The 19,363-nt window shown below is 61.3% G+C and carries 11 protein-coding genes; 5 read left to right on the top strand and 6 right to left on the bottom strand.

The window, feature by feature from the left end:
• Positions 1 to 4 precede the first annotated feature (4 nt).
• From T424_RS0117015 to T424_RS0116990, 6 genes are all read right to left on the bottom strand, one after another.
• A complete protein-coding gene (locus tag T424_RS0117015; protein WP_027488798.1) occupies positions 5 to 1,633 on the bottom strand; it encodes an alpha-D-glucose phosphate-specific phosphoglucomutase in 1,629 nt (542 codons plus the stop codon).
• Between the two features lie 7 nt (positions 1,634 to 1,640).
• A complete protein-coding gene (gene glgA, locus T424_RS0117010; RefSeq protein ID WP_027488797.1) occupies positions 1,641 to 3,077 on the bottom strand; it encodes a glycogen synthase GlgA in 1,437 nt (478 codons plus the stop codon).
• A 3-nt stretch (positions 3,078 to 3,080) separates the two neighbouring features.
• Positions 3,081 to 4,343, bottom strand: a complete 1,263-nt coding sequence (glgC, locus tag T424_RS0117005) for a glucose-1-phosphate adenylyltransferase (RefSeq protein ID WP_027488796.1) — start codon at positions 4,341 to 4,343, stop codon at positions 3,081 to 3,083.
• Positions 4,344 to 4,370: 27 nt separating this feature from the next.
• A complete protein-coding gene (gene glgB, locus T424_RS0117000; RefSeq protein WP_051559151.1) occupies positions 4,371 to 6,575 on the bottom strand; it encodes a 1,4-alpha-glucan branching protein GlgB in 2,205 nt (734 codons plus the stop codon).
• Between the two features lie 14 nt (positions 6,576 to 6,589).
• Entirely contained in the window at positions 6,590 to 9,052 is a 2,463-nt protein-coding gene (locus T424_RS0116995; protein WP_027488794.1) for a glycogen/starch/alpha-glucan phosphorylase, read from the bottom strand.
• A 149-nt stretch (positions 9,053 to 9,201) separates the two neighbouring features.
• Entirely contained in the window at positions 9,202 to 9,630 is a 429-nt protein-coding gene (locus T424_RS0116990) for a MerR family transcriptional regulator (protein ID WP_027488793.1), read from the bottom strand.
• Positions 9,631 to 9,732: 102 nt separating this feature from the next.
• Between T424_RS0116990 and T424_RS0116985 the strand changes: the two genes are divergently transcribed.
• The 5 genes from T424_RS0116985 (at position 9,733) to T424_RS0116965 (ending at position 19,155) form a co-directional block, all read left to right on the top strand.
• Positions 9,733 to 10,764: a cation diffusion facilitator family transporter gene (locus tag T424_RS0116985; protein ID WP_027488792.1), complete on the top strand. Its 1,032-nt coding sequence runs from the start codon at positions 9,733 to 9,735 to the stop codon at positions 10,762 to 10,764.
• Positions 10,765 to 10,908: 144 nt separating this feature from the next.
• The gene (locus T424_RS0116980) at positions 10,909 to 12,336 is read left to right on the top strand and encodes a mannose-1-phosphate guanylyltransferase/mannose-6-phosphate isomerase (protein WP_027488791.1); all 1,428 of its coding nucleotides are present in this window, start codon (positions 10,909 to 10,911) and stop codon (positions 12,334 to 12,336) included.
• Positions 12,337 to 12,451: 115 nt separating this feature from the next.
• Complete coding sequence (locus T424_RS0116975; protein ID WP_027488790.1) at positions 12,452 to 15,778, top strand: transglutaminase family protein; 3,327 nt, start codon at positions 12,452 to 12,454, stop codon at positions 15,776 to 15,778.
• Positions 15,779 to 15,808: 30 nt separating this feature from the next.
• Entirely contained in the window at positions 15,809 to 18,199 is a 2,391-nt protein-coding gene (locus T424_RS0116970; RefSeq protein ID WP_245269616.1) for a circularly permuted type 2 ATP-grasp protein, read from the top strand.
• A 47-nt stretch (positions 18,200 to 18,246) separates the two neighbouring features.
• Positions 18,247 to 19,155 carry a transglutaminase family protein gene (locus T424_RS0116965; RefSeq protein WP_027488788.1) on the top strand — a complete coding sequence of 303 codons (909 nt, stop codon included), beginning with the start codon at positions 18,247 to 18,249 and terminating at the stop codon, positions 19,153 to 19,155.
• Positions 19,156 to 19,363 lie beyond the last annotated feature (208 nt).

Here is a 19,363-nt window from a genome sequence, read left to right as displayed (position 1 = left end):
AAGATCAGGTGATGACGCTGGGCGTGTCACGCCCGGTGCGCGAGCGGATCTGCGCAAGCTCCTCGGCTGCGGCGATCAGGTCAGCAAGCGCCTCCTGCGTTTCGATGCCGTGCCGCGACGAATCCGGTTCATAGCGCTCGATATAGACGCGCAAGGTCGCCCCTGAGGTTCCCGTGCCGGACAGGCGGAAAACGACGCGGGATCCGCCGGCAAACAGCACGCGCACGCCCTGTTTGCGGCTTTCGGAATGATCGACCGGGTCGTGATAGGCAAAATCATCGGCCTTCTCCACCGTCAGCGCGCCGATCTTCGTGCCTGGAAGCGTCGGCAAGCTGGCGCGCAGAGCGTCCATCAGGCCGTTTGCCGCATCGGCATCCACTTCCTCATAGTCATGGCGGGAATAATAATTGCGGCCAAAGGCTGCCCAGTGCTGGCGCACGATTTCCTGCACGCTTTCGCCGCGCGCCGCCAGCACGTTCAGCCATAGCAGCACGGCCCACAGCCCGTCCTTTTCGCGCACATGGCTGGAGCCCGTTCCCGCACTTTCCTCGCCGCAGATCGTCACCTTGCCCGCATCGAGAAGATTGCCGAAGAATTTCCAGCCGGTTGGGGTCTCATAAATGCCGATCTTCAGCTTTTCTGCCACGCGGTCTGCGGCGGCACTGGTCGGCATGGAACGGGCAATGCCCGCAATACCATTGGAGTAACCGGGCGCCAGGCTGGCATTGGCGGCCAGAATGGCCAGACTGTCCGACGGGGTTACGAAAATGCCCTGTCCGATAATCAGATTGCGGTCGCCATCGCCATCGGAAGCCGCGCCGAAATCGGGCGCGTCGTGGCCCATCATCTCGTCATAAAGTTCCTTGGCATGAACGAGATTGGGATCGGGGTGGTGGCCGCCGAAATCCGGCAGCGGCGTGAAATTGCGCACCGTGCCTTCCGCCGCACCCAGACGATTTTCGAGAATTTCCTTGGCATAAGGCCCGGTCACGGCGCTCATGGCGTCGAAGACCATGCGGAAGCCGAGGCTGAACATGTTGCGAATGGCGTTGAAATCGAAAAGCTGTTCCATCAGCGCCGCATAATCGGCAACCGGATCGATGACATCGACATGCATTTCACCGAGGTCGAAATTGCCGACCTGGTCCAGATTGATGTCTGGCGCATCGACGGTCTTGTAGGAGGTGATCGTCTTGGAATTGGCATAAATGGCGTCGGTGATCTTTTCCGGTGCCGGACCGCCATTGCCGATATTGTATTTGATGCCGAAATCTTCCGTCGGACCACCGGGATTGTGGCTTGCGGACAGAATGATACCGCCAAAGGCCTTGTATTTGCGGATGACATTGGACGCGGCGGGCGTGGAAAGAATGCCGCCCTGCCCGACCAGCACCCGGCCGAAACCGTTGGCCGCCGCCATCTTGATGGCCTTCTGGATGACCTCACGATTGTAGAAGCGCCCATCGCCGCCGATGACCAGCGTCTTGCCCTTGAAATCCTCCAGCGAGTCGAAAATCGACTGGATGAAATTCTCGGCATAATTTTCCTGCTGGAAATGCGGAACCTTCTTGCGCAGGCCCGATGTGCCGGGCTTCTGGTCAGAATAGGGTTTGGTGGGAACCGTAATGATCATGCGTTTTTCAGCCTTTTTCGAGGAGGCGGTTATAAAGTTCGGCGTAACGTCTGGCACTTGAGGCCCAGGATACGTCGGTTTTCATGCCCTGCTTCTGGATCTGATGCCATGTTTTTGTGTCATGGAAGAGACGTATGGCCCGCCGCAGCGCCTGGCGCAAGCCTTGGCGTGAAACAGAACCGAACTGTATGCCGGTGGCGGCATGGGCCGCAAGCCCTGCCTCATTGGCGTCGATAATGGTATCGGCAAGCCCGCCGGTGCGCGACACCACCGGAACACAGCCATAACGCAGACCATAGAGTTGCGTGAGCCCGCAGGGCTCGAAACGCGAGGGAATGATGATGGCATCCGATCCGGCCTGCATGAGATGCGACAGCGGCTCATTATATCCGATCCGCATTGCCACACGGCCGGGATGGCGCGTCACCGCAGCCTGAAGCGCCTGTTCCAGCTCGGCATCTCCCGAACCGAGAATGACCAGCGAACCGCCATCGGCCACAAGTTCATCCACGCATTCGGCCAGCACATCCATGCCCTTTTGCCAGGTCAGGCGGGAGATCACGCAGAAGATCGGCTGGCCATGATCCTCCAGCGAGAATTCCTGACACAGTTTTTCGCGATTGGCAGCGCGCTTTTTCAACGTTGCCGCCGAATAGCCACGGGCAATCGCCCCATCGGCTTCAGGATCCCAGACATCGGTATCGATGCCATTGACAATGCCGAAGAGCGCATCGGCGCGGCTGGCGATTACGCCCTCCAGCCCCATGCCGAATTCCCCTGTCAGGATTTCCTCGGCATAGGAGGGGCTGACGGTGGAAAGCGCATGAGCCGTCACCAATCCGCCCTTCAGGAAGGAGGTGCCGCCATAATATTCCAGCGCCTCGGCAAAGGCATGGGCCGGAAGCCCCAGCGCCGACACCGTCTGCGGCCCGAAATGACCCTGAAAGGCAATATTGTGAATGGTGATGAGCGATGGAATTTCCGGCTCCAGCGCATAGCGCATGAAAACCGGCACCAGCGCGGCCTGCCAGTCATGCACATGCACGAGGTCGGGTCGCCAGCTCGCAAGGGCGCCCTGCGCAATACGCGCGCCCGCCAGGCAAAGCGCACCGAAACGTTTCCAGTTGTCGGGGTAATCCCTGCCGTCCAGCCCGAGATAAGGGCCGCCGTCACGCTCGAAAAGGGCTGGACATTGCAGCACCAGAAGATCGAGCCCCGCATGGCGGACAAACAGCAGACGGGCCTCCTCCCCCAGCAGGTCGGAAAACTCCAGCACGGTTTCAGCCCCCTCAAGCGCCGCCAGCACCTTTGGATAGCCCGGCAGCAGCGTGCGGGTCTCGATACCCAGCGTCTCGAGCGCAATCGGCAGGGCGCCGGCTACATCGGCCAGCCCCCCGGTCTTGATCAGCGGATAGACCTCCGATGCAACGGAAAGCACCTTCATCGCTCAACCGCCCAGCTTGTCGATCATGGCCTGGGTAATCAGGCAGATGCCGTTTTCCGAACGCCGGAAGCGCTTGGCGTCGATTTCCGGATCCTCGCCGACGATCAGGCCCTCTGGGATCGTCACGCCGTGATCGATTACCACATTGGTCAGCCGCGCATGACGCCCAACCGTGACCCTTGGCAGGATGACGCAGCCTTCCAGCCGCGAATAGGAATTGGCCCGCACCCCGGTAAACAGCAGGCTGCGATAAAGTGCCGAGCCGGAAATGATGCAATCGCCCGACACCAGCGAGGAAATGGCCGATCCCCGCCGCCCCTCGTCGTCATGCACGAATTTGGCCGGAGGATTGATTTCCGCATAGGTCCAGATCGGCCAGGATTTGTCATAGATGTCGAGTTCCGGCACAATGTCGGTAAGGTCGATATTGGCCTGCCAATAGGCATCGATGGTGCCGACATCGCGCCAGTAGGGCTTGCGCTCGAAATCGGAGCGCACGCAGGAACTGGCGAAGCGATGCGCCACCGCTTTGCCGTTCTTGACGATATAGGGGATGATGTCCTTGCCGAAGTCGCGGCTGGAATTGGGATCGGCCGCATCGCGCCGCAGGCAATCCATCAGGAATTTCGTGTGGAAGACGTAAATGCCCATGGAGGCGAGCGCCATGGTTTCATTGCCGGGAATGCCCGGCGGATCGGCGGGCTTTTCGATGAAGTCGATGATCCGGTCGGTGGGGTCCACATGCATCACCCCGAAGCCGGTGGCGTCCATGCGCGGCACCTCAAGGCAGCCGATGGTCACGTCCGCGCCCGAATCCACATGCTGTTGCAGCATGAGTTCATAGTCCATCTTGTAAATATGGTCGCCTGCCAGGATCACCATATATTCAGGGGCATAGGGCTCTATGATGTCGATATTCTGGTAAACCGCATCTGCCGTTCCCTCATACCATTGCGTTTCGGAAACCCGCTGGCTGGCGGGCAGAATATCGAAGCTTTCATTGCGTTCGGGGCGGAAAAAGTCCCAGCCGCGCTGCAAATGGCGGATCAGCGAATGCGCCTTGTATTGGGTGGCAACGCCAATGCGGCGAATGCCGGAATTCAGCGCATTCGACAACGCGAAATCGATGATGCGCGCCTTGCCGCCGAAATAGACGGCAGGCTTTGCCCGCCGGTCCGTCAGCTCCTTCAGACGGCTGCCACGCCCCCCTGCCAGCACATAGGCCATCGCATCGCGCGACAGCGGCTGGATCCTTTTTTCCGTCATGACAACATCCTCCCGCAATAATCCCTTTTATTCCAATTCCAGCATGATGACCGCCAGCGGCGGCAGCGAAAGACCAGCCCTGGCCCAACCGCCCTCCTGCCTTTGCGCCTCCACGCGGCCCCCGTTCCCCTTGCCGCTGCCACCATAGATCTCGGCATCGGTATTGAGGATCTCCCGCCAGCGCCCGGCCACCGGCAGCGGCACCTCGTAGTGATCGTGATAGAGCGGCGTAAGATTGGCAATGACCGCCACCGGCTTTTCCCCCGGCGCCTTGCGCAGCCAGGCGAAGACGGATTGCTCCATGTCTTCCGAAACCAGCCACTCGAAGCCTTCGCCCTCGCAGTCGCGCGCATGAAGGGCGGCCTTGCTGCGATAGGTGAAGTTGAGGTCGCGCACCAGCCGCCTCATGCCCTCATGCATCCGGTATTGCAAAAGCGTCCAGTCCAGCGGGCGCGCCTCGCTCCACTCGCTCCACTGGGCAAATTCCTGCCCCATGAACAGCAGTTTCTTGCCGGGATACCCCCACATGAAGGCGTAATAAGCCCTCAGATTGGCGAATTTCTGCCAGTCGTCGCCCGGCATCTTGGCAATCATAGAGCCTTTGCCATGCACCACTTCGTCATGCGAAATCGGCAACACGAAATTTTCGCTGAAGGCATAGACCAGCCCGAAAGTGATTTCCTGATGGTGATATTTGCGATGCACGGGATCACGCGCAAAATAGCTCAGCGTATCGTGCATGAAACCCATGTTCCACTTGAAGCCGAAACCGAGCCCGCCTTCATGCACGGGCTGCGATACCTTGGGCCAGGAGGTGGATTCCTCGGCAATGGTCATGATTTCCGGATGCGCGGCATAGACCTCCTGGTTCATTCGCTGCAAAAAGCGTACCGATTCCAGATTTTCGCGTCCGCCATATTCGTTCGGGATCCACTCCCCGTCTTTTCTCGAATAATCGAGGTAGAGCATGGAAGCGACGGCATCGACGCGAAGCCCGTCGAGATGGAATTTCTCCGCCCAGTAAAGCGCGTTGTTGACGAGATAGGAGAGAACCTCCACCCGGCCGAAATTGTAGATCGCCGTATTCCAGTCGGGATGGAAGCCCTTGCGCGGGTCCTCATGCTCGTAAAGGGCCGTACCGTCGAACCAGCCAAGCCCGTGGGCGTCGGTGGGAAAATGGGCAGGCACCCAGTCCAGAATGACGCCCACCCCCACCTTGTGACAGCCATTGACGAAACGGGCAAAGCCCTCCGGTTCGCCAAAGCGGGCGCTTGGCGCATAAAGCCCGGTGGTCTGATAGCCCCAGGAGGGGTCATAGGGATGCTCGGTCACGGGCAGGAATTCGATATGCGTGAAGCCCATGTCCACGACATAGGGAATAAGCCTGTCGGCCAGCTCGTCCCAGCTGAGGAAGGTGCCATCGGCCCGCTTCTGCCAGGAACCGGCGTGAACCTCATAGATCGACATGGGCTGGCGGCGCTTGTCGATGGTTCCCCAATGGGTACGATGCGCATCGTCTTCCCAGACCGGCGAAAGCTCCGCCGCCGTCACGGACGCCGTTTGCGGGCGGAATTCGCTGCGCCTTGCAAAAGGGTCGGCTTTCAGCGGCAGCCGTTCGCCATTCTTGCCGATGATCTCGTATTTATAGGCCGAGCCCGCCGCCACGTCCGGCGCAAAAATCTCCCAGATGCCCGAATCCGCACGCAGCCGCATGACATGGCGGCGTCCGTCCCAATCGTTGAAATCGCCCACCACCGAGACACGCGCGGCATTGGGCGCCCAGACGGCGAAATGAAAACCATCGACGCCCTGATGCTTCATGGGATGCGCGCCGAGCTTGTCGAACAGCCGCAGATGCGAACCCTCGCGAACGAAATAATCGTCCATCGGCCCCAGAACCGGCCAGAAACTGTAGGGATCGGTCACGGACCATTCCACATCGCCCCGTTCGGCGCGGTAGCGAAGCGGCTGATAGGTCTTGATTGCCACGGACCCGGCAAACAGTCCTTCGGGATCGATCAGGGATAATTCCCCGGCCAGCGCCCCATCCAGCGTCAGCGCGGTCACGTGATCGGCGCCCGGAATGAAAGCGCGGGCGACAAAGCCGCCCGGCACTTCATGCACGCCCAGCACCGAAAACGGATCGGCATGGACGCCAGCCAACAGGGCCGCGATTTCCTCCGCCGGAGGGACAGGCGCGCCAACGGTTGCAGCACCGTTGCCCGCCTGCATGGCATCTTTTTTCATCAGGCTCTCCAGATGTCAGCCGTATATTGTCTGATCGTCCGGTCGGAGGAGAACCAGCCCATGCGGGCCGTGTTGAGAATGGCCTTGGAATTCCACTGGCTCTGGTCGGTCCACAATTGGTCCGTATCGCGTTGTGCCTTGGCATAGGCGTCGAAATCGGCCGCCACCATGAACCAGTCGTGATTATAGAGCCCGTCGATAAGGCCGGAGAAACGGTTGCGGTCATCCGGCGAAAACACCCCGGAGGCGATGGCAGACAGGGCCTGCGACAATTCCCGCGAGTTTTCGATGATGGCGCGGGGGCTATGCCCTTCCGCGCGAACCTTGCCGACCTCTTCGGCCGTCATTCCAAAGATGATAATGTTCTCCTCGCCGACATGATCGCGCATTTCAACATTGGCGCCGTCGAGCGTGCCAATGGTCAATGCACCGTTCAACGCAAATTTCATGTTGCCGGTTCCAGAGGCTTCCATGCCAGCGGTGGAAATTTGCTCGGACAGGTCGGCGGCGGGCACCATCATCTCGGCCAGCGAGACATTGTAGTTCGGTACGAACACCACTTTCAGAAGACCGCGCACCGAAGGATCGTGGTTGATGACGCGGGCCACGTCGTTGATGAGTTTGATGATCAGCTTGGCATTGTGATAGCTGGGCGCGGCCTTGCCGGCGAAAAGCTTGACGCGCGGCACCCAGTCCCGCTCCGGGTGGGAGCGGATCTGGTCGTAAAGCGCCACCGTCTCGATGATGTTGAGCAGCTGGCGCTTGTATTCATGGATGCGCTTGATCTGGATGTCGAACATTGCCGAGGGATCGAGGCGGATGCCCATGCGGCTTGCCACGAGATTGGAGAGGGCTTCCTTGTTGGCGCGCTTGACGGCGGCAAACTTCTCCTGAAAGGCCGCATCGGCGGCAAAACCGTCCAGCGCCTTCAGCTTTTCCGCATCGTCCATGAAGTCCGTGCCGATCGCCTCGCGCAGCAGCGAGGTGAGGCGCGGATTGCACTGCATCAGCCAGCGGCGCGGCGTGATACCGTTGGTCTTGTTGTTGATCCGGTCGGGATAGAGCTTGTGCAGATCGGCAAAGACCGTTTCCTTCATCAGCTCGGTATGCAGGGCCGAAACGCCGTTGATGGAATGCGAGCCCATGAAGGCCAGATTGCCCATGCGCACCCGCCGGTCGCCGCTTTCGTCGATCAGCGAAATGGCGGCGATTTCCCGGTCGGAGAAGTTTTTCTGCTTGCGCGCCTCCACCAGGCACTTGGCGTTGATGGCGTAGACGATCTGCATATGGCGTGGCAAAAGCCGCTCGAACAGCGGCACCGGCCAGCTTTCCAGCGCCTCCGGCAGGAGGGTGTGGTTGGTATAAGCGAAAGTGTCCTTGGCAATCTCCCAGGCCGCATCGAAATCCAGCCCGTGAATATCGGTGAGAAGCCGCATGAGTTCGGCCACCGATACCGCCGGATGGGTATCGTTGAGCTGGATGGCCACCTTGTTGGGCAGGTCCGCCAGCGTGTTGCCCTGTTGCAGGTGGCGGCGCAAAATGTCCTGAAGCGAGGCCGAACAGAAGAAATATTCCTGCCGCAGCCGCAATTCCTGACCGGCGGGCGTGGCATCCGCCGGATAGAGAACGCGGGTCAGCGATTCGGCCTTGTTGCTCTCGCGCAGCGCCCCGATATGGTCGCCCGCATTGAAGGCATCGAGCAGGATGGGGTCGATGGGCTGGGCAGACCACAGCCGCAGCGTATTGATGCGCTCGCCCCGCCAGCCGACGATCGGCGTATCATAGGCCGCCGCGATCACGCGCTCGCTGGGTTTCCACACATGGCGCAACTCATCGGCACTGCCGCTTACGGTTTCCACGCCGCCGCCGAAGCCGATCTCGTAGGCGCTTTCGCGCCGCTCGAACTCCCAGGGGTTGCCATGGGCAAGCCAGGTTTCCGGCAGTTCCACCTGCCAGCCCTCCGCCATCTGCTGACGGAACAGGCCATGGACATAGCGGATGCCATAGCCATAGGCGGGAATGTTGACCGTGGCCATGCTTTCCATGAAGCAGGCGGCCAGACGGCCAAGGCCGCCATTGCCAAGGGCGGCATCCGGCTCAAGCCCGGCAATGACCGAAAGATCGACGCCAAGCGAGGTCAGCGCCTCGCGGATTTCTTCCATCAAGCCGAGATTGGACATGGCATCGCGCATCAACCGGCCAATCAGGAATTCCAGCGAGAGATAATAGACCCGCTTTGCATTGGCCGCATAGGTGGCGCGGGTGCTTTCCATCCATTTGTCGATGATGCGGTCGCGCACCACATAGATGGTCGCGGTCAGCCAGTCGTGCGGCTGGGCGACTTTGGCATCCTTGCCGATGCTGTAGGTGAGACGTTCGATGATTTCGGCGGCAAGGGCTTGCGGATCGGAGCTGCGCGGGCTTGGAAGCGGAAGATCGGTCTTGCTGATGGTCTGGGTCACGACAATGCCTTCGAGGTTGAAAGGTCAGCAGGGCCAGGCCCGAGTCATTCCGGCAATCGGCCTTGTCATGCAATCTATGCATCGTTGCAGGACAGTTGCAACGAGGATTTTCGTGGCCTTTGCGCAAGAATTGCTCCCCTGTGGGACGATCAGCCGTCGAGCAGCCGCCCATGGTCGTGGCTGGTGTCGGAAAGAGCATGGAGAATGCCGCAATCGCCAACCCGTCCGTGCGGGGCGGCATGAAGCATGGCCTGCAACTCGGCCTTTAGGGTCAACAGTCTTTCGATCCGCGCCTCCACCGCTGCCAGATGCTTGCGGGCAATGGCATCCAGCCGCCCGCAGGGCCGCTCCGGCTCGGCGGCCATGGCGATCATCTCGCGAATATCGGCCACGTCGAAGCCCAGTTCACGGGCATGGCGGATGAAAGTCAGGCGTGTCGCGTCGTTTTCGTCATAGGCGCGCCTGCCGTTTTCCCGGCGAATGGCGGGCGGAAGCAGGCCGATTTCCTCGTAATAGCGGATCGTGGTGATCTTGATGCCGCTTTGCCGGGAAAGTTCACCAATGGAAAAATTGCGCATGGGGTCTTGATCCTCCAGTCACTGTAGAATGTAGCGTCGCCGCAAACGAAAATCACGCCCCTTTCGCGCTCGCGCCAGAGGAGGCCAAGCGAGGAAACCGACATGACCGCCACAGGCCATCAACACCAGGGCCACCATCACCATGATTGTCACGACGGCCACCATCATCATGGCCACAGTCATGGGCATTCCCATGGTCATGGGCACTCGCATGGGCACTCGCATGGGCACGGGCATGGGCACGGGCACGTCCATGCGCCCGCCCATTTCGGCCGCGCCTTCCTGATCGGCATCGCGCTCAATACCGGCTTCGTGCTGGTGGAAGGCGGCTATGGCCTCTATGCCGGCTCGACCGCGCTTCTGGCCGATGCGGGGCATAATCTTTCCGATGTGCTGGGTCTGGTGGTGGCCTTCGTGGCCGTGGCGCTGGGCAAAACTCTGCCCACGGCCCGCTATACCTACGGGCTTGGCGGCTCCTCCATTCTTGCCGCCCTCATCAATGCCATGCTGCTTCTGGTGGCGCTCGGCGCCATCGGCTGGGAGGCGGTGCAAAGAATGATGGAACCCCAGCCCGTGGCCAGCGGCGTGGTGATGACGGTGGCGGCTATCGGCATCGTCGTCAACGGCGTAACGGCATGGCTGTTCGCCTCCGGCAGCCGCGACGATCTCAACATTCGCGGCGCCTATCTGCACATGCTCGCCGATGCGGCCGTCTCCGCCGGGGTCGTGGTGGCGGGCTTCGTCATCAGCCTCACCGGCTGGAGCATCGTCGATCCCCTGGTGTCGATCGTCATCGTCATCGTCATCTTCATCGGCACCTGGAACCTGCTCAAAGGGTCGTTGAGCCTGTCGCTCAACGCCGTGCCAGCCAGCGTGGATGCAGGCGCGGTGCGCGCCTATCTTTCCGGGCTCGAAGGGGTCAGCGCCATTCACGATCTGCATATCTGGCCCCTCAGCACCGCCGAGGCTGCCCTGACGGTGCATCTCGTCATGCCGCAGACAAATGGCCCGCAGGACGAATTTCTGGCCGCCCTGCAACACGACCTCGAGGACCGCTTCGGCATCGGCCATGCCACGGTGCAGATAGAGAGCGGCGCGATGACCTGCCGTCTGGAGCCCGACCACGTCATCTGAGGGGCACCGGCGCCGGATTGCGCCAGCGCAACACTTGGATTGGCATTGAAAACATGCAACAAACCCTGCAATTCCAAGGCAGGCGGGCTTTTCAATCCTCGAAAGCCCCCGTTATCATGCGTTTCAGGCAGAAAGGGTCCCCTCATGACCGACAAGATCGTTCCCGTCATCATGGCAGGCGGCAAGGGAACCCGGCTCTGGCCCCTGTCGCGCGCAACCGCTGCCAAGCAGTTCCTCAAGGTGGTGGGCGAGGAAACGCTGTTCCAGTCCACCCTGTCGCGCGTGTCGGACGAGACCCTTTACGAAGCGGCGCTCGTCGTCACCAACGAGGAGTTCCGTTTTCTCGTGGCGGAGCAGGCGCGCGAACAAGGTATTGCGCTTTCCGGTATCGTGCTGGAGCCTGAGGCGCGCAACACGGCGGCAGCCGTGGCGGTTGCCGCCTGCGTGGTGGCCGGCCGCTTCGGGCCTGAGGCACGGATGCTGCTTCTGCCATCCGACCACGCCATCACCGTCAACGACACCTATCGTGACTGCATTGTTCGGGCAGCCGAGGCGGCACGGGCCGGCAAGCTTGTGACATTCGGCATCACCCCCACCGAACCGGCAACCGGCTACGGCTATATCGAACGGGGCGCTGAGCTCGGCAACGGCGTTTACTCCGTCAGCCGTTTCGTGGAAAAGCCCGATGCCGAACGCGCCGCGCAGTTGCTGGCCTCCGGCAATTACGACTGGAATTCCGGCATGTTCCTGTTTTCAGCCGGAACGATCATGGCCGAACTCGAGCGCCATGCCCCCGATGTCATGGCAGCAGCCAGCGCTGCCGTGGCTGGCGCAAGCCGTGATTTCGACTTCATCCGTCTCGATGCGGCGGCCTTTGGCGAAGCGCCGTCGATTTCCATCGATTATGCGGTGATGGAAAAGACGCCCAACGCCGCCGTCGTTCCCGCGCCGATCATCTGGTCGGATCTGGGAAGCTGGGACGCGGTGTGGAAGATCGGCGAAAGCGATGGCGAGGGCAATGTCGTCAAGGGCAATGCCACCGTGCATGACACGCGCAATTCGCTGGTCGTTTCCCGTCACAGCCATCTTGCCGTACAGGGCATGGACGGGGTTGCAGTCATCGCCTCGGAAGATGCCGTCTTCGTCGGGCGGCTGGACAATGCCCAGGCCGTCGGCACGCTCGTCAAGACGCTGGCCGCCGACAAGGCCACCGCCAGCCTTACCGAGACCCACCCCACCTCGCTCCGGCCCTGGGGCGGCTACACCTCCATCCTCAACGGCGATCGCTTTCAGGTGAAGCGGCTTTTCGTGCATCCGGGCAAGAAGCTTTCGCTGCAAAAACATTTCCACCGCTCCGAGCACTGGATCTGCGTGAAGGGAACGGCGGAAGTGACGATAGACGACAAGGTGACGATCCTGCACGAAAACCAGTCCGTCTATATTCCGCAAGGCGCCGTGCATCGCCTCAGCAATCCGGGCAAGATCCTGCTGGAAATGATCGAAATCCAGACCGGCTCCTATCTCGGCGAAGACGACATCGTGCGCCTTGTCGATGAGTTCGGGCGGACCTGATAAGGTCGCGACGGCGGGGCTGATATTCATCGACCCCGCCTTGCTTTCTTCTGCCGCATTGCACAAGATCAGCCCCGATAACAAAGACGGTCCGCAATGACGGACGAGGGGTTCCATGGCGATCAAGGCAAGCATCCATCATCTCACCCACTATATCTACGACAAGCCGGTGCGGCTCGGGCCACAGATCATCCGCCTGAAGCCGGCGCCGCATTCGCGCACCAAGGTCATCAGCCACGCGCTGAAGGTTTCGCCCGCCAACCATTTCGTCAATCTCCAGCAAGACCCCTATGGCAATTACCTCGCCCGTTTCGTTTTTCCAGAGCCGGTGAGCGAACTGAAGATCGAGGTCGATCTCGTCGCCGACATGACGGTCTACAACCCCTTCGACTTCTTCACCGAGGAAGAGGCGGTGAAGTGGCCCTTCAGCTACGGCGCCGAAATCGCCGAGGATCTGGCCATCTACCGCAAGCCGGAGCCGGGCTGCCCGCTGCTCGATGCCTATATGAAAACCATCGACCAGACACCGGGCCAGGGCACGGTGGACATGATCGTCGGCATCAATGCCAGGCTGCAACAGGACATTTCCTATGTCATCCGCATGGAACCCGGCGTGCAGACGCCGGATGAAACCCTGACGGCGGGCAAGGGCTCCTGCCGCGATACGAGCTGGCTTTTGGTCAATATCCTGCGGCGTCTGGGTTTTGCCGCCCGCTTCGTCTCCGGCTATCTCATCCAGTTGACGCCGGATCTCAAGGCGCTGGACGGCCCTTCCGGCACGGAGGTGGATTTCACCGACCTCCATGCCTGGTGCGAATGCTATATTCCAGGCGCGGGCTGGATCGGGCTCGACCCCACCTCCGGCCTTCTGACCGGCGAAAGCCACATTCCGCTGGCCGCCACCCCGCATTACAGGAATGCCGCGCCGATTTCCGGTGGCTACTATGGCGAGGCGAAGACGGAGTTTGCCTTCGACATGCAGGTGAAGCGCGTGGCCGAGCATCCGCGCATCACCAAGCCTTTTTCCGATGAAAGCTGGGAGGCGCTGAATGCGCTGGGCCAGAAGGTGGACGCAGAATTGCAGGCCGGTGACGTGCGCCTGACCATGGGCGGCGAGCCGACCTTCGTGTCCATCGACGATTTCCAGTCGCAGGAGTGGAACACCGCCGCCGTCGGCCCGACCAAACGCGCCAAGGCCGATCTCCTGATCCGCCGCCTGCGAGAACGCTTTGCCCCCGGCGGCTTCCTGCATTACGGCCAGGGCAAGTGGTATCCCGGCGAAAGCCTGCCGCGCTGGACCTTTTCGCTCTATTGGCGCCGCGACGGCCTGCCTGTCTGGCAAAATCCCGATCTCGTGGCCATGGAGGACAGGAACTACCATGTGACCCACGAGGATGCGGCCAGACTGTTGCAGGCCATTGCCGTGGAACTGGATCTGGAAACCACCTATGTGACGCCAGCCTATGAAGACCCGGCGGAATGGATCGTCAAGGAATCCAACCTGCCGGAAAATGTCGATCCGGCCAATTCGAAACTCAAGGATCCGGAAGAGCGCAACCGCATTGCCAAGGTGTTTTCCAACGGACTGACCACCCCGTCCGGCTATGTCCTGCCGGTGCAGGCCTGGCAGGGGCGTGTCTCCGGCCGCACTTGGGTAAGCGAGGTGTGGCGGACCCGGCGCGGGCGCATCTATCTGGTGCCCGGCGACAGCCCCGTGGGCTATCGCCTGCCATTGAATTCGCTGCCCTATATCGCGCCCTCGTGGTATCCCTATATCAACCCCGCCGACCCGTCGGTGGAGCGCCCGCCGCTGCCGGATTTCTCCACGGAGAAGGGCCGGGTCATGCCGGAACACTCCTTCCAGGCGGATCTGGGCCAGCAGAGCCGGATGCAGCAGTCCTACGAGGAGATCGGCGGGCATGTGCGCACCGCCATTTCCGTGGAAATGCGCGACGGCCGGCTTTGCGTCTTCATGCCGCCGACGGTGACGCTCGAAGATTATCTCGATCTTCTGGCCTCCGCCGAACGGGCGGCCGCCGCGCTTTCGCTGCCCATCCACATTGAAGGCTATGCGCCGCCGCAGGACGAGCGGCTGAATGTCATCCGCGTCGCGCCCGATCCGGGCGTCATCGAGGTGAATATCCATCCGGCCCACAACTGGCAGGACTGCGTGGACATCACCACCGCAATCTATGAGGAGGCGCGGCAATCGCGGCTAGGCGCCGACAAGTTCATGATCGACGGGCGCCATACCGGCACCGGCGGCGGCAATCACGTCGTGGTCGGCGGCGCAAACCCCAATGACAGCCCCTTCCTGCGCCGCCCGGACCTTTTGAAAAGCCTTGTGCTGCACTGGCAGCGCCATCCCTCGCTCTCCTATCTGTTTTCCGGCCTGTTCATCGGCCCGACCAGCCAGGCGCCACGCATCGACGAAGCCCGCCATGACAGCCTCTACGAGCTGGAAATCGCCATGGCGCAAATCCCGCTGCCCGGTCAGGGTGCGCTGCCGCCCCTGCCCTGGCTGGTGGACCGGCTGTTCCGCAATCTGCTGGTGGATGTGACGGGCAATACGCATCGCTCGGAAATCTGCATCGACAAGCTGTTTTCGCCGGATGGACCCACGGGGCGGCTTGGGCTTGTGGAATTCCGTGGCTTCGAAATGCCGCCCAATGCCCGCATGTCGCTGGCGCAGCAGCTTTTGATCCGCGCGCTGATCGCCCGTTTCTGGAAAAACCCGATCACCGGCAATTTCGCCCGTTGGGGAACGGCGCTGCACGATCGCTTCATGCTGCCGCATTATGTCTGGCAGGATTTTCTGGAGGTGCTGGCCGATCTCAAGGATCATGGCTTCGATTTCAAGCCGGAATGGTTCGCAGCACAGCTCGAATTCCGTTTCCCCTTCTTCGGCGAGGTGGACTATGAAGGCGCGCGGCTGGAACTGCGCCAGGCGCTGGAGCCCTGGCATGTGATGGGCGAACAGGGCGCGATCGGCGGCACGGTGCGCTATGTGGATTCGTCCGTCGAGCGTTTGCAGGTCAAACTCGAAACCGGCAATCCCGACCGCTATGCCGTGGCCTGCAACGGGCGGCGGGTGCCTTTGTCGCAGACCGGCGTCAATGGCGTGGCGGTTGGCGGGGTGCGCTACAAGGCGTGGCAACCGGCATCGGGCCTGCACCCGACTTTGCCCGTAAACACACCGCTAACCTTCGACGTCTATGATCTCTGGTCCGGGCGGGCGATAGGGGGTTGTATCTATCACGTCGCCCATCCGGGCGGTCGAAACTACGATACTTTCCCTGTGAACGGCAATGAAGCGGAGGCAAGACGCCTTGCACGCTTCGAACCATGGGGCCATACAGCCGGCTCTTATGCGCTCTGGCCGGAAAGGGTCTCGCCGGAGTTTCCGCATACGCTGGACCTGAGAAGGCCGCAAGGACTGTAGAACATGACGAAAAGCCCGGTGGCAGATCTGATGGAACCGAAGACGGAGGCGATGAAACCCTTCGTCGAGGGCTATCGTGCGCTGCCGGGCGTGGCAGACGAAATGCTGGACGCCGACGGCAATGTGCGGCCCGTCTGGCAGAACTTCGTCTCCACCATCAATCGCATGAACCCGGAAGAGCTGCACGAACGCTTTGCCCGCGCCGACCGCTATCTGCGCGATGCGGGCGTTTTCTACCGGGCCTATGGCACGGATGCGGGCGGTGGGGATCGCGCCTGGCCCTTTTCCCATATTCCGGTGCTGATTTCGGAAAGCGAATGGCAGGGCCTTGCAAAGGGGCTCGTCCAGCGTGCCGAGCTGCTGGAACAGGTGGTTGCCGACATCTATAGCGAAAACCGGCTGGTGCAACAGGGCTTCCTGCCGCCGCAGCTCGTTGCCTCCAACAGCGAGTTTTTAAGGCCACTGGTCGGCGTGAAGCCGGCGGACGGCCATTATCTGCATTTCTGCGCCTTCGAGATCGGCCGGGGACCGGATGGAAACTGGTGGGTGCTGGCCGACCGCACGCAGGCCCCCTCCGGCGCAGGCTTTGCGCTGGAAAACCGGGTGGCGACGGCGCGCGCCTTTTCCGACATCTATGCCGAAACCCATGTGCATCGGCTGGCTTCCTTTTTCGGGGCCTTCCGCGATGCGCTTCAGGCGCACAAGCACAGCACCGAAGACCGGATTGCCGTTCTAAGCCCCGGCCCCGCCAACGAAACCTATTTCGAACATGCCTATATCGCCCGCTATCTCGGCATCATGCTTTTGGAGGGCGAGGATCTGACGGTGGTAAACGGGCAGGTCATGGTGCGCACCGTGGCCGGATTGAAGCCGGTCAGCGTCCTGTGGCGGCGGCTGGATGCCTCCTTCGCCGATCCGCTGGAGCTGAACCAGATGAGCCATATCGGCACGCCCGGCGTGGTGCAGGCGCTGCGCAACGGCTCGGTCAGCTTCGTCAACGCGCTGGGATCGGGCATTCTGGAAACCCGCGCCTTCCTGGCCTTCCTGCCTTCGCTCTGCCGCCATCTTCTGGGCGAGGAACTGCTTTTGCCTTCGATCGCCACCTGGTGGTGCGGGCAAAAGGCCGAGCGCGAACATGTGGCCCGCCACATCGAAAAAATGGTGATTGGCCCGGCCTATTCCCGCCAGACCTTCTTCGACGACAATCGCCAGTCCGTGCTAGGGGCCAGCCTTCGCGAACCGGCGCAGCGCTCCATCGCCCGCTGGCTGGAAACCGAAGGCGGCAAGCTGGTGGGCCAGGAAGCCGTGACGCTTTCCACCACGCCTGCCATGGTGGATGGACGGATGCAACCGCGCCCCATGAGCCTTCGCGTCTTTGCCGCCCGCACCCGCGATGGCTGGCAGATCATGCCCGGCGGCTTCGGCCGCATCGGCAGCGGCGATGACGTGGCGGCCATTGCCATGCAGGCGGGCGGTTCGGCCGCCGATGTGTGGATCGTTTCCGACAAGCCGGTGGAGCGCATCACGCTGTTGCCCGCGGAGGAAGAATTCACCCGCAACATGCCCGGCAGCCTGCCGAGCCGCGCCGCAGACAATCTCTACTGGCTTGGCCGCTATATCGAGCGGGCGGAAGGCGCATTGCGCATCCTGCGCGCCTGGAATGCCCGCTTTGCCGAAACGGCCGATCCCGGCCAGCCGCTCCTCGCCTATGTCAGCCAATATCTCGAAGCGCTGGACATCAAGACGGAAAAAGGCGTGCCGGAAAGCCTGATCGCCAATATCAACAGCGCCGTCTATTCCGCCAGCAATATCCGCGACCGCTTTTCTCCCGATGGCTGGCTGGCGCTCAACGATCTTGCCAAAAGCGCAAAGCGCCTGCACGAGCGGGTGAAGCCAGGCGACGACGCCACCCATGCCATGACCATCCTGCTGCGCAAGCTGGCAGGCTTTGCCGGTCTGGTGCATGAAAACATGTATCGCTTCACCGGCTGGCGCTTTTTGACCCTTGGCCGCATGTTGGAACGCGGCCTGCACATGACGCGCCTTATCGGCCACATGACCGACGAAAAGGCCCCCGATGGCGCGCTGGATATGCTGCTGGAGATCGGCGACAACGTCATGACCCATCGCCGCCGCTACAATGTCAATACCGCGCAGCTGACAGTGACGGACCTTCTGGCGCTCGATCCGCTCAATCCCCGTTCGATCCTTTACCAGCTCAACGAAATCAAGACCGAGGTGGAGGAATTGCCCAATGCACGCACCAACGGGCAGATGTCGCCTTTCCTGCGGGAAACCGTGCGCGTGCAGGCCTCGCTGGCCGTCATGACGCCGGAAGCGCTGGACCGCAATTTCTACGACAAGCTGGAGCGGGAGCTGGAACGGCTTTCCGACCTTATGGCCAATACCTATCTGGGATGAGGCGAGCGCCAGCGCATTCTCCCCGCCCGGCATAAGAGACGATGTTCATGCTCTACGATCTTTCCCTGCATATGGGCTATAGCTATGACGTTCCGGCAGCAGGCGGGCGGCATATCCTGCGCGTCATGCCGCTTTCCCTTCCCGGCCGCCAGCGGCTGGTCGCCGGTTCCGTTTCCATCGAGCCGACACCCGTGGAGAGGGCCAATTTCACCGATTTTTTCCAGCATCCGGCCATCACCTTCTCCTATCGCTCGCCGCATGACCATCTCGACATTCGAATGCAGGCGCGCATTCAGGTGGAGGCACCGCCACTGACGGCAGACCTTTCCCCCCTTTTGCCAAGCCTTGCGACAGAGCTTTGCGATGTCTGGCAGCTGGATCCCAACTCTCCGCACCATTTCATCGGCGCCAGTCCCAGATTGCACGAAAATCCCGATATTGCCGCCTATGCCCGCGCCCATGTGAAACCGGGAATGACGGTTCGCCAGATTGCCGAAACGCTCTGCACACGCATTCACAAGGAATTTGCCTATGATGCCAAGGCGACCTCAGTGGATACGACCGTCAAGGAAGCGTTCAAACTGAAGCGGGGCGTCTGTCAGGATTTTTCGCATGTCATGATCCTTGCGCTGCGCAGCCTGGGCATTCCGGCGGGCTATGTCAGCGGCTTTTTGCGTACCATTCCCCCGCCCGGCAAGGAAAGGCTGGCCGGAGCAGACGCCATGCACGCCTGGGTGCGGGTCTGGTGCGGCAAATCGATGGGATGGCTGGAATTCGACCCCACGAACAATATTTCCGCCGGAACCGATCATGTCGTGGTGGGCTACGGGCGGGATTATTCCGATGTCGCGCCGGTGATCGGCGTGTTGCGCAGCTATGGCAGCCACAGCACCGTGCAGGCGGTGGATCTCGTGCCGCTTGCGGAAACGGCCAAAGTCCGGAGCGAACAGGACTGAAAGAGCATTGTTCCGAGAAAAGTGCTGTCACGGTTTTGCGTCCGGAAATGCGCCGAAACAAGGATCCCGAGCCCCGGCCATCCACAGCCATACCCCTTCACTGTGTTCAAAAATGTAAATTTCCGGCCTGATAAGGGATAAGTTAAAATGCCGGATTTCTCTTTTACCCCAAAGCAAGATCCTGGGTTTAGCAATTGATGCAAAGAAT

The organism is Allorhizobium undicola ORS 992 = ATCC 700741 (assembly GCF_000621665.1).
GTDB classification, from domain to species: domain Bacteria; phylum Pseudomonadota; class Alphaproteobacteria; order Rhizobiales; family Rhizobiaceae; genus Allorhizobium; species Allorhizobium undicola.
The sequence above is the reverse complement of the archived record's forward strand: the minus strand, read 5'-3'. Positions and strand labels throughout refer to the sequence as shown.